Below are 11514 nucleotides of genomic sequence, written 5' to 3'. Positions count from 1 at the left end.
GTGGGGGCTCAAGGTCCTCAGGGGGAGGCCGGACCTGCTGGTCCTCAAGGTGAGGTGGGTCCTGCTGGTCCACAGGGACCTCAGGGTGAAAAAGGTGAGCCAGGAGCAGCCGGGATCGCCTCTAATGTATTCGCCGGGTTTATCAATCTGGATGCGCCAGGGAGCTCGGCTATTCCTGGCGGTTGGGCATTAAGCGAGATCAGCGATGGGCAGTTTGAGTTGACCCACAACCTGAACACAGAGTCAGTATCCTTTGTCGCCACAATGCAAGCATTGACTGGTGGCGCTGGTGATGCGATTACAATCAACCAGCTAACGCCGAATAGCATTACTTTTAGTCATGTCAATTCAACAGGCGCGCTGGTAACTGGAAACAGTTCAGGTTTGAACGCCCATTTCATTATTGTTGCACACTCAAGCATAGCGCCGTCGCCTGTAGGTGGAGGTGTATCCTGTAACGCCATTCTGTCGGCAAACCCCGGCGCAGCAAGTGGCATGTACACTATCGATCCTGACGGGGATGGTCCTTTAGAAGCGTTTGAAGCTTATTGTGACATGGAAACAGAAGGGGGCGGCTGGATGTTGGTAGCTCACCTAACTGACGGGATGTCCAATATACCTGTTATCGATGGCCTTTCCTCGTCAGATATTGGTGTCGTTAATGCAACCGTTTGGAGTCAGCTGCGGGATAACATGAGTGCAGGAATGATGTTTATTGATGAGTTCGGTAAGGTCTCGACAATCAGTCATGCCAAGCTCTATTCAGGGAACTGTCTTGCGTTGCAGGACAAAGATAATCTGAGTGAAAAAGAAAATTACAACGCTGAAAGCAAAGCCGCTACGATTTGGCACAATGAAAATACGGAGTGCAACCATCTGGGTTCAGACTATTCCATGATTGTTGTTCCGAATCCGTTGAACTCAGGCAATAACACTGGTGGCGCGGCTCTCTATCAATACTCGACGGTTAAGTTTGATAAATGGCCCTATGCGTCAGATGTCTCTTATAACGAGCAAAATGAGCTTTTTTACTTTATAAAATAATATAGTTTGGACTGAGCCCAGACGCCCTGAGAGAAACTCGCAGGGCCTTTGGGCTGGTTTTATAGTGAAAACTCCATATGCAACAAAGGAAACGGCTTGCCCATTCCATCTACAGGAGAGCGCCCGACAATATTAAAGCCGAAGCGTTCATAAAAGCCCACAGCCTGTGGGTTTTGTTCATTTACATCGACCTTGACGGCTTGCAGCTCATCAATCGCATGTCGTAATAAACATCCGCCTACGCCAGTTCCGCGAGCTTCAGCGGCGACGAACAGCATCTCGATATTTCTATCCGCGACGCCGACAAAACCTAGTATTTTTCCGTCAGCATTTTTTGCGCATCTCAGGTTTACCGCCTTCAGGTATTCATTGAGTATTAGCGGTTTGAAGAATTGAATATCTTCTTCAGATAAAAAGTCATGGGTGGCTCTAACTGAGGATTCCCAGACCTCGACAATTTCTGGATATTCATCGGCTTCAACGCGGCAGAGTGGTTGCGTTGGACTGTATTGGCGGGATAATTTTGACATAGACATAACTCCATTTAACGAGCATGGAAGATACTGTCTTTGTTTTTATTTATCAAATGCTTATAAAGCGGCAAAGGTCTGTAGGAAGGGCGCGTTATTAAGTGCGCCCTGATCTGTGCTTCTGTATAGCTTTACTTTGTATCTGCCGCTATCGGTTAGTTGGGGTGGTGAGCATTAGGCTCTGCTCGTGGTTCTGATGTTTAGCGTAGAGAGTAAATCAGAATTAGCCTTTTCCCAGCTTGTCTTCGGCGTCGAGATGTAGCAGGTTGCATTTAGCTCGGCGAAGATATTTGTCTATTGTCCTGGTTGAAACCTGTCTCTGTTCAAACTGTTCAAGGAGTTGCTCCAATACATAGGTGATTCTTTCTTCATCTTCAGGGGCGAGGTCCATACCTATAATGGTGCTTTGAATCGTCCACCTAAAGTCCGAAAAGCAATCCATCGTACAGTTGTTGCATGTGTTCTCTATCTCCATGATGTTGTCTAAAAGCGTAATGGTGTCGGACAACGCTTTTTGACTAAGGCGGCGTTTTACGACTTTCTCGCGGCTACTCTTTGCCAGATTTTCAATAATATAGTCGCACACTTGCGCCAGACGAGTCAGATCATCCAGCTTGTTATCGTCTAACAAGGTCAGGCAGATGGCGAAATAAGGATAGTTGATGAGAGTCTTGTTATTAAATCGGATGATTCTGTCTTTCTGTAGCGTCAAGTGGGTAATTATTTTCGCCTGCAGATCAGTAATAAAACCATCATGTGAGAAAAGGTAATATTGCTCTGGCCAGTTGACCAGGAAACAGTATTCGAAGTCATAGTAAGCAAGCGCTTCTAGAATATGCGCGCCAACGTTTAATGGCTCGCTCTCATGACTGCACCTTTCAAACAGAGAGATAATATTGCCCAAAGAGCTATTGGATCGCATTTGGTCCATCAAAAGGTTAGATAATTCTCTGTTTGATTCCTCAAGCTCCGTGTTCTTTTTCTCCAGTTCTGAGACTTTACTGTTACTAGAAGAACTTTTTTTATTATTGATGCTGGATCTTGCGAAGGCGCCTAAGGAGGTTGGGTTATTATTCTGCATTAATAAGTGAAGCATAAACCTGAGCCTTAATTTAACAGTATTCTGGGGCGTATCTATTTACGAAAAGATACTGCTTTTGGATTTTTTTATGCTTCATTTCGAGGTATGGAATCTGCGATTGAGTTAATCGTCTCTGTCAAAAGGAAAAGCGGCTCCATATAGCGCTCTCTTTCTTGTGCATCAACAAGCATTTTAAACGTAAAGTGCTTGTTGACGTTTATCCAGTAGTTCTCATGAAAAATGATATGAGGCGATTCTAATGCGGCCTCTGATATGTCTTCTACATCGGATAGTAAAAGATAGTCGCCATCAGAGAAGATCCATGTCTTTTTGTTTATGGACAGTCTGAATATATAGGCGGGAATATCGTAAAAGACAAGCGCCTGCTGTACGGAAAACGCCAGTTGGAAGGAGTCTCTGGTCGTTAGATAGTTTGTCAGTAGGTCAATGATTCTTTTGAAGTGACTGCTGTTATCAATCAAGTTGCAGCCGGAAGTTCGCGTCCGATATACGCAGCTCTCAGTAGACTTAGGGCATAGGTCGGATATCAGTGTTGGTTTGGTCGCGCACAATTTTGCAGCCTCCGATACAGTAATTAAGATATTACATAACTTCCCCGGATAGTTAATTGCGTACCGATACTGAATTTATTAGGTGATTCTAAGTAATATTACTTATTGTGGGGGTGGGTGAATATTAGCCACACATTAAAATCGCTGAAATGCCGCAGATTTAAAGGGTTTTGGGTGATTTTAAGTAGTATCGAGCTAGGCGGGGTGGCGCCCTGGGCAGGATTCGAACCTGCGACCTTCCCCTTAGGAGGGGGACGCGCTATCCAGCTGTGCCACCAGGGCGTCAAGAGCGCTAAATAATAGCGGCATTGGGCCGTTCTCTCAACCCTCTATTTTCCGGGCGGGCAGGGCGCATGAACGCTTTGCGCCGGTTGGGAAACTTTCCAGTGCGACGGCTGTCTATTACTCTTATAAATATATGACCCCGTAGTAAGGAGCCTCTGATGTTAGATGTACGGCCGATGTTGATGGTTTCCAATTTTCCCGCAGTCACTCGCGGAACCCTGGAGACCCTGCAGGTCAACTTGGGGTACAAATGTAATCTTAGCTGCACGCACTGCCATGTCGCCGCCGGTCCCACCAGGACGGAGATGATGACGGAGGCGGTGATTGCGGATGTGCTTGAGTTTATCTCGGTAAAGAAAATCAAAGTGCTGGACCTTACTGGCGGCGCGCCGGAGATGAACCCATTCTTTCGTTCCCTGGTGACGGAGGCGCGAGGGATGGGGGTGACGGTCATGGATCGCTGTAATCTCACGATCATGCATGAAGACGGACAGGAGGACCTGGGTGATTTCCTCGCTAAGCAAGGCGTTGAGATCGTGGCGTCGTTGCCGTGTTATGCAGAACAGAATGTGGATAAACAGCGCGGTAAGGGCGTTTATCAGGAGAGCATTTCTGCGCTGAAAAAGCTCAACGCTTTGGGGTATGGGCGTGAGGGCAGCGGATTAACCCTAAATCTGGTGTACAACCCGGGCGGTCCTTTTTTACCGCCGGCCCAGGAGAAGCTGGAGGCGGACTACAAGCGCGAGCTGTTGGATCATCACGGCATTGAGTTCAATCAGCTATTCGTGCTGACCAACATGCCGATCAGTCGCTTCGGCAGTGTTTTATTATCCAAAGGGCAGTTCAATGACTATATGCAACTGCTGCACGCCTCCTATTCCGAACATAATTTACATTCGGTGATGTGCCGCACGCTGATCAGCGTGGATTGGCAGGGATATGTGTACGATTGCGACTTTAACCAAATGCTGGACATTCCCTTGATTGCGTCAGACAAGCCCAAAGTGCATCTGCGAGACTTGATGACCGAGAACCTGGAAGGCTCCAGTATCGCCACGGCGGATCATTGTTATGGATGCACCGCCGGACAGGGCAGCAGCTGCGGAGGCGCACTGGATTGAGCATACCCGTCAGCGTCATCATTCCTACTTTGAACGAAGCCGAATCTATTTCGGCTTTTTTGCGGGTATTGCAACCGCTGCGCGAAGCTGGATGGGAGCTTATTCTTTCTGATGGCGGCAGTCGCGACGAGACGGTGTCTCTCGCTGAACCGCGGGTGGATAAGATTATTGTCAGTACGCCAGGACGTGCGACGCAGATGAACAACGGCGCCGAGAGCGCTAGCGGAGAGGTCCTGCTGTTTCTGCATGCGGATACACAATTGCCTCAAGACGCGATCGCGCAATTGACTGCGTTTGTGGCGTCCAATGCTGACTGGGGGCGTTTTGATGTGGCGCTGTCTGGGCGGCGATTCATGTTTCGCGTGGTGGAAACCCTGATTAATCTGCGTTCCCGCATCACCTCGGTTGCGACGGGAGATCAGGCGATTTTTATTCGCCGATCAGTTTTTCGACGGCTTGGCGGTTATGCGCGCATCCCATTGATGGAAGACGTGGAAATCTGCAAACGCCTGCGACGTCTGAGCCCGCCCTTTTGCATTCGCGCCAGAGTGATTACGTCCAGCAGGCGCTGGGAAACCCGTGGGATTTGGAAAACTATCTTTCTAATGTGGCGATTGCGTTTCGAGTATTGGCTCGGCGTCGCCCCTGACAAGCTGTTTCGTCGCTACTATGGGAGGCCGGGTAATGTCTGAGTGCTGCCTGATTCAGTTCGCCAAGCGCCCTATTGCCGGACTGGTGAAAACCCGTTTGATTCCGGAATTGGGCGCCGCGCGGGCGCTGGATGTGCATGAAGCCCTTTTGCGCAAAACCTTGAATGTCTTGCTTGAATCCGACCTTGGCCCGGTAGAGTTGTGGTGGGACGCCCATTGGGACGACGCCGACGCTATGCAACGCTTTCTGATTGCGACGGTGGAGCCCTCACACATGGCGCAGGCCAGGAAGCTGATGATCCGCTATCAAGAGGGTGCGGATTTGGGAGAGCGCATGAGTCATGCTTTGGCGCAGGGACTAAGGCAATCCCAAAAGACGTTATTGGTGGGAAGCGACTGTCCGGTTATCACGTCAGACTATTTGCGCCAGGCGATGGTGGCGCTGGATCACACTGATGTGGTGCTCGGGCCCGCGGAAGATGGTGGGTATGTGTTGATTGGCGTGCGTAATATTACTTCGCTGTCTCTCTGCGGTATGGCCTGGGGCGTTGAGACGGTTCTGCAGGCGACCATTGCGCGATTAGGCGATGCTGGCCTGAGTCATCAGCTTTTGCCTGTTTCCTGGGATGTTGATGACTACTCCGACTACCTGCGCTGGCGTCAAGAGGAGGAACGCTCGCATTCCCGCGTCGATTAACCTGTTCTGAATAGCTTTTACTCTGCTACTTGCTTGATTATTAAAGAATCTAATTGCTATCCCTCCTTGAATTTAAGGCCCGTACAGCTACATTTCATGTATAAGTAGTGAGAATGTATAGGTAGTGAGAAGCTGGAAGCGCTCACGTAGCAGATAAATGCGTGTCAGCGCCTAGCATCAGCGCAAGATGCGCAAAGTGTTTGGCGGATAGGCCTGAAGATTGTTCAAAATGAAAACAGCGTTAGTGACAGGGGCGGACGGATTTATCGGTTCGCATCTAGTGGAGATGCTGCACGCGCGAGGTTACCAAGTTCGCGCGCTTAGCTATTACAACTCGTTTAATGATTGGGGGTGGCTGGAACAATCCGCCTGCCTGAAGGATCTGGATGTTTGGAACGGCGATATCCGTGATCCGCATTATTGCATCGAGCTCACCAAGGGCGTGGATGTGGTTTTTAACCTCGCTGCCCTGATTGGCATTCCTTACTCCTATACGGCGCCGGATACCTACGTCGACGTCAATATTCGCGGGACGGTGAATATTTGCCAGGGCGCCCGGCTCAATGGCGTTGGCCGGCTTGTGCACGCGTCAACCTCGGAAGTCTACGGCACCGCCAAATATGCGCCTATTGATGAGAAGCATCCCTTACAGCCGCAGTCTCCCTACAGCGCCTCCAAAATTGGCGCTGAATCCATGGCGCTGAGTTTCCAGAATGCGTTTCAGTTGCCGGTGACGGTGGCGAGACCTTTCAATACATACGGACCCAGGCAGTCCGCCAGAGCAGTAATTCCCACCATCATCTCTCAAATCGCCGCGGGTAAGTCCTTGATCAAGTTAGGAGACCCAACGCCTACGCGGGACTTCAATTTCGTTGAAGACACTTGCCTGGGCTTTATTGAGTTGGCGGAATGTGAGCAGGCGATTGGTCAGGTCGTTAACATCGGCTCCAATACGGAAATTTCCATTGGCGATACCTTCGAATTGATTTGTCGGCTGATGCAGGCGGAAGTGATGATGGAGTCGGATCAACAGCGTGCGCGACCCGCAAACTCGGAAGTGTTTCGACTTAAATGTGATAACGCTTTGATAAAAAGTCTCACCGGGTATGAACCGAAATACAGCCTTGAGCAGGGACTGCGCAAAACAATCGACTGGTTTACGCGCCCCGAGAACCTGAGGCGGTACAAGGCGGATATTTACAATGTCTGATCCTTTAGTCTCTGTCCGTCGCCAGGAATATAAACCACTGTTTGAGTTTATTCGCAACGCCTTTCCCAACCAGGGCATGATTCCTTTGCATGAGCCGAGGTTTAGCGCACTTGATAAGCAGTATGTGAATGAAGCGATTGATTCAACCTTTGTCTCCAGCGTGGGAGCTTTCGTTGATAGATTCGAGCGCCAGATTGCTGAATACACCGGCGCGGGCTACGCCGTCGCTGCGGTGAACGGTACGGCGGCATTGCACTTGGCGTTGGTTCTGTGCGACGTGCAGCCGGGAGATGAAGTCATCACCCAGGCGCTGACCTTTGTGGCTACAGGGGCGGCGATTCTGTATTGCCGCGCCAACCCCGTGATGGTGGATGTCGACAAAGATTCGTTAGGCATGAGTGCGGAAGCGTTACGGAACTGGTTGGAGAACAACGCCCTTAAAGAGGGTGGAGTGGCTGTCAATCAGCGTACGGGAGCGGTGATTAAAGCCTGCGTTCCTGTACATGTGTTTGGTCATCCTTGCCGGATTGATCAGATTAGAGATATTTGCCAGGAATGGGGAATCAGGCTGGTGGAGGACGCCTCGGAGTCTTTGGGCAGCTTCTATAAAGGGCGTCACACGGGTACGTTTGGCGATATGGGAGTGTTCAGCTTCAATGGCAATAAAGTTGTCACTACCGGCGGCGGAGGCGTTATTGTGACCAATAATGAACGCCTCGCCAAACGCGCCAAGTTTTTATCCACGACTGCGAAACAGCCGCACCCCTATGAGTTTTTTCACCCTGAACTGGGATACAACTACCGTCTTCCCAACTTGAATGCGGCTTTGGGCTGCGCCCAGCTCGAACAACTGGAAGGGTTTATTGAGGCCAAGCGCGAGTTGGCTCATGCCTACCGTGACTTCTTCAATCAGGCGGGAATGCCCGTAACCTTTGTGGAAGAGCCGCTGGAAAGTCGCTCGAATTACTGGCTGAACGCTATTTTAGTGTCGAGTGAGCAGGAGAAAACTGCGTTACTTGAAGCGGCCCTGGAAGAGTCCGTGCAGATGCGCCCAGTCTGGCGTTTGCTGCATGAGCTGCCAATGTTTGAGGGCTGCGCCCATGATGGATTGACGGCTTCCATTGAGCTTTCGCGCAGGCTGGTCAACCTCCCCAGCAGCGTGGTTCAAAGGCCATGACGACATCCCGAAGAAAAATCTGTGTCGTCACCGGCGCGCGCGCCGACTATGGTCTGCTGTATTGGTTGCTGAAGGAAATTGAGGCGGATAACGCACTCATCTTGCAACTGGTGGCGACAGGCATGCATCTTTCGCCGGAGTTCGGCTCTACATGGAAGCAAATCGAAGCCGATGGGTTCCATATATCCGAAAAAGTGGAAATGCTGTTGTCCGGGGATTCGTCTCAGGCGATCAGCAAATCCGTTGGACTGGGCGTTATTGGGTTGGCGGACGCCTATGCACGGCTGCAGCCGGATCTTCTGGTATTGCTCGGCGACCGCTTTGAGGCTTTGGCGGCGGCGCAGGCGGCTATGCTGGCGCGTATTCCCATTGCGCATATTCATGGGGGAGAGCTGACGGAAGGGGCGGTGGATGAGTCCATTCGCCACGCTATCACCAAGATGTCGCAGTTACACTTTGTCGCAGCGGAAGCATACCGCCGCAGAGTCATCCAGCTCGGCGAAAATCCGCAAAGAGTGTTTAACGTCGGCGCGCCGGGGGTAGAGAACATCCGACGCCTGCCCCTGTTAAGCAAGGATGAGGTGGCGACTCGGCTAAAGGTCGATATGGGGCGTCCTGTATTACTGATTACCTATCACCCTGAGACGCTCAGTGAGACGGCTCCGGTGGAATCAATGCGGACGCTGCTGTCGGCGCTGGATAAGTACCCGAACGCCCTCAAGATCTTTACCTATCCCAATGCGGACGCCTATGGTCGTGAACTCATTGATTGTCTGCTCCGTTATCAGGAGCGCCACGGAGACAACGTGCTGGTGTCCTCTTCCCTTGGGCAGTTGCTGTACCTGAGCGTTATGCGTTGCGCTGACGCGGTGGTCGGCAACTCATCCAGCGGTTTGATTGAAGCGCCAGCGCTGGGGCGGCCGACGGTCAATATCGGAGGCAGGCAAGGGGGACGATTGCAGGCGGCTTCCGTCATCCAATGCGAAGAAGAGCGCGCCAGCATTGTCCAAGGGATCGCTCGTGCGCTGGAGCCTGAATTCTTGGCGAGCCTGAACGGGATGACGCCGCCATATGGCGGTGGCGACACCGCCCGGCAAATTGCGGAGGTTCTCAAACAGGCTCCATTAAAGTCGCTATTGCTCAAACCATTTTACGACCTGCCGCAAGGAGATGTGGAGTGAAGACGCTGATCATTGCGGAAGCCGGCGTGAACCACAACGGCGATGAGGCCATGGCGCATCAGCTGATTGAGGTGGCGAGCGTCGCCGGCGCTGATGTCGTGAAATTTCAAACATTCAAAGCGGACCTCTTGGCCACCGCGGAGGCGCCCAAGGCCGCATACCAGAAAAGAGGTTCCCAGGCGGAGGAATCCCAACTGCAAATGCTGCGTCAGCTGGAGCTGGAATACGCGGTTTTTAGGCGCTTGCGAGATGAGTGCGACCGGCGTGGAATCGGGTTTATGTCTACCGCTTTTGAGAGCCGCAGTCTGAAGTTTCTGGTGGATGAGCTGGGCGTGGAGCAACTGAAGATTCCCTCTGGTGAAATCACCAACGCGCCTTTTCTCCTTGAACACGCCGCGGCTGTTCGAAAATCAGAGAAAGGGCGTCTGATTCTGTCTACCGGCATGGCGACGCTGGGAGAGGTGGAGTCTGCGTTAAGCGCGCTGGCCTTTGGGCTGTTGGCGGAAAGTGGAGAGCCGCCATCCCCGGAAGCCTTCGAAGCTGCCTGGGGATGTCGTGAGGGGCGCGAGGCGGTTCGCGCCAAAGTGACCTTGCTGCACTGTACGACGGACTATCCGACCCCGTTTGACGATGTGCGGCTACGGGTCATGCAGTCCTATCGGCAGGCGTTTGGAGTTCGGGCCGGGTATTCGGATCACACGCAAGGCGTCGCTATTGCATTGGCGGCGGCGGCCCTGGGCGCTGACGTCGTGGAAAAGCACTTCACCCTGGATCGTAACCTGCCGGGACCGGATCATATGGCGTCACTGGAGCCGGATGAACTGCAGCAAATGGTGGCGGGCATCCGCGCGATTGAGCAGGCGCTGCAAGAGTCTGTCAAAGTTCCCAGCAAAGCGGAAATGGCAAACCGGAAAGTCGCCAGAAAAAGCCTGGTCGCTGCGCGAGCTATTAAAAAAGGGGAGCCTTTCGATGCGTTGAACGTCGCCGTCAGCCGGCCCGGCGGAGGCATGTCTCCCTTCCTGTACTGGCGGCTGCTGGGCGGGTCTGCGACCCGGGACTATCAGGCTGGGGAGCTTATTTGTGAATAAGCCCGTGCTGCTGATCGGAGGAGGCGGGCACGCTCGGGTGCTGATGGACATCCTCATCTTGAGTGGGGCTGAGGTTATTGGCGTACTGGACCCGGGTTTTGCGCAGGGAACGCAATTGTGGCGCGGAGTGGAAGTGTTGGGAGGCGATGAACGCTTGAGCGATTATGATCCCTCTACGGTGGATCTGGTCAATGCGCTGGGATATTTGCCCGGCAAGATGGCGCGCAACCAGCTTTTCGCCAAATTATCCTCTCAGGGATACTGCTTTCCCACACTGGTTCATCCTCATGCCGTTCTGTCTGACGATATTAGTTTGGGAGAAGGGTGTCAGATCATGGCGGGAGCGATCCTGCAGCCGGGCTGCGTCATTGGCGCCAATACCATTGTTAATACCCGCGCGGTCATAGAGCATGATTGCGTTGTAGGCCCGGACAATCATATTGCGCCAGGCGCAGTCTTATGCGGAGGCGTGCAAACAGAGAACGGCGTGTTTGTCGGTAGTCATGCGACTGTTCTGCCGCAGGTTCGCATTGGCGTTAATGCATTGATCGGCGCCGGCGCCGTAGCGGCAAAAGACATACCTTCAAACGGCAAACTGGCGCCGCCAAAAAGCAGTTTGCTCTCCTGATGCGGCAAATCCGCGCTTCCGCCTTGTGTCGCCTTTGTAACGGACTGTGGCGAAAGCGTAACCGCCTCTAAAGAATAAAGGAGAAAAGCCGATTAACAATTATGCAACGCGTCGCCAATTCACTCTCCTTCGCCTCTCCGCGCCATGCGTTGAACAGGGCGCATATCAAAGGCGGGAGGACTGGAACGAAGATTGCTGTGTTGCCATATATAATCGGGTTGGTCCAGCGGGATTTATCCGACTGGTTTGG

At 52.2% G+C, this 11514-nt stretch carries 12 protein-coding genes and 1 tRNA gene; 9 read left to right on the top strand and 4 right to left on the bottom strand.

Annotation, left to right across the window (positions count from 1 at the left end; all coding sequences use genetic code 11):
• A partial coding sequence (locus KP814_RS32845; RefSeq protein WP_305858193.1) for a fibrinogen-like YCDxxxxGGGW domain-containing protein occupies positions 1–1044 on the top strand: 1044 nt, incomplete at its 5' end.
• A gap of 59 nt (positions 1045–1103) precedes the next feature.
• On the opposite strand, the gene KP814_RS16875 is transcribed toward KP814_RS32845, so the two are convergent.
• From KP814_RS16875 to KP814_RS16860, 4 genes are all read right to left on the bottom strand, one after another.
• Positions 1104–1574, bottom strand: a complete 471-nt coding sequence (locus tag KP814_RS16875; RefSeq protein WP_216737841.1) for an acetyltransferase — start codon at positions 1572–1574, stop codon at positions 1104–1106.
• 223 nt (positions 1575–1797) lie between these two features.
• Positions 1798–2670, bottom strand: a complete 873-nt coding sequence (locus tag KP814_RS16870) for a hypothetical protein (protein ID WP_216737840.1) — start codon at positions 2668–2670, stop codon at positions 1798–1800.
• 71 nt (positions 2671–2741) lie between these two features.
• Entirely contained in the window at positions 2742–3137 is a 396-nt protein-coding gene (locus KP814_RS16865) for a hypothetical protein (RefSeq protein ID WP_216737839.1), read from the bottom strand.
• Between the two features lie 295 nt (positions 3138–3432).
• A tRNA-Arg gene (locus KP814_RS16860) sits at positions 3433–3509 on the bottom strand.
• Positions 3510–3670: 161 nt separating this feature from the next.
• Here KP814_RS16860 and arsS point away from each other — a divergent pair.
• The 8 genes from arsS (at position 3671) to KP814_RS16820 (ending at position 11264) form a co-directional block, all read left to right on the top strand.
• Positions 3671–4633: an arsenosugar biosynthesis radical SAM (seleno)protein ArsS gene (gene arsS, locus KP814_RS16855; RefSeq protein WP_216737838.1), complete on the top strand. Its 963-nt coding sequence runs from the start codon at positions 3671–3673 to the stop codon at positions 4631–4633.
• Positions 4630–5325: a TIGR04283 family arsenosugar biosynthesis glycosyltransferase gene (locus KP814_RS16850; RefSeq protein WP_253938435.1), complete on the top strand. Its 696-nt coding sequence runs from the start codon at positions 4630–4632 to the stop codon at positions 5323–5325. The genes arsS and KP814_RS16850 overlap by 4 nt, the downstream gene beginning before the upstream one ends.
• Positions 5318–5980: a TIGR04282 family arsenosugar biosynthesis glycosyltransferase gene (locus tag KP814_RS16845; protein ID WP_216737837.1), complete on the top strand. Its 663-nt coding sequence runs from the start codon at positions 5318–5320 to the stop codon at positions 5978–5980. The genes KP814_RS16850 and KP814_RS16845 overlap by 8 nt, the downstream gene beginning before the upstream one ends.
• 229 nt (positions 5981–6209) lie before the next feature.
• Positions 6210–7190: an SDR family NAD(P)-dependent oxidoreductase gene (locus KP814_RS16840; protein ID WP_216737836.1), complete on the top strand. Its 981-nt coding sequence runs from the start codon at positions 6210–6212 to the stop codon at positions 7188–7190.
• Positions 7183–8367 (top strand): LegC family aminotransferase, encoded by a 1185-nt coding sequence (locus KP814_RS16835; protein ID WP_216737835.1) that lies wholly within the window; start codon positions 7183–7185, stop codon positions 8365–8367. The genes KP814_RS16840 and KP814_RS16835 overlap by 8 nt, the downstream gene beginning before the upstream one ends.
• Positions 8364–9548, top strand: a complete 1185-nt coding sequence (gene neuC, locus KP814_RS16830; protein ID WP_216737834.1) for a UDP-N-acetylglucosamine 2-epimerase — start codon at positions 8364–8366, stop codon at positions 9546–9548. Before KP814_RS16835 ends, neuC begins: the two co-directional genes overlap by 4 nt.
• Entirely contained in the window at positions 9545–10636 is a 1092-nt protein-coding gene (gene neuB / locus KP814_RS16825) for an N-acetylneuraminate synthase (RefSeq protein WP_216737833.1), read from the top strand. The genes neuC and neuB overlap by 4 nt, the downstream gene beginning before the upstream one ends.
• Entirely contained in the window at positions 10629–11264 is a 636-nt protein-coding gene (locus KP814_RS16820) for an acetyltransferase (protein ID WP_216737832.1), read from the top strand. Before neuB ends, KP814_RS16820 begins: the two co-directional genes overlap by 8 nt.
• Positions 11265–11514: the final 250 nt, after the last annotated feature.

The organism is Hahella sp. HN01, assembly GCF_018986435.1.
Taxonomy (GTDB): Bacteria; Pseudomonadota; Gammaproteobacteria; order Pseudomonadales; family Oleiphilaceae; genus Hahella.
The sequence above is the reverse complement of the archived record's forward strand: the minus strand, read 5'-3'. Positions and strand labels throughout refer to the sequence as shown.

Bases quoted from the DNA above. Each gene is read 5' to 3' on its own strand.
- KP814_RS16870 (WP_216737840.1), bottom strand. From the start codon at position 2,670: ATGCTTCACTTATTAATGCAGAATAATAACCCAACCTCCTTAGGCGCC.
- KP814_RS16875 (WP_216737841.1), bottom strand. From the start codon at position 1,574: ATGTCAAAATTATCCCGCCAATACAGTCCAACGCAACCACTCTGCCGC.
- KP814_RS16840 (WP_216737836.1), top strand. From the start codon at position 6,210: ATGAAAACAGCGTTAGTGACAGGGGCGGACGGATTTATCGGTTCGCAT.
- arsS (WP_216737838.1), top strand. From the start codon at position 3,671: ATGTTAGATGTACGGCCGATGTTGATGGTTTCCAATTTTCCCGCAGTC.
- neuC (WP_216737834.1), top strand. From the start codon at position 8,364: ATGACGACATCCCGAAGAAAAATCTGTGTCGTCACCGGCGCGCGCGCC.
- KP814_RS16835 (WP_216737835.1), top strand. From the start codon at position 7,183: ATGTCTGATCCTTTAGTCTCTGTCCGTCGCCAGGAATATAAACCACTG.
- KP814_RS16845 (WP_216737837.1), top strand. From the start codon at position 5,318: ATGTCTGAGTGCTGCCTGATTCAGTTCGCCAAGCGCCCTATTGCCGGA.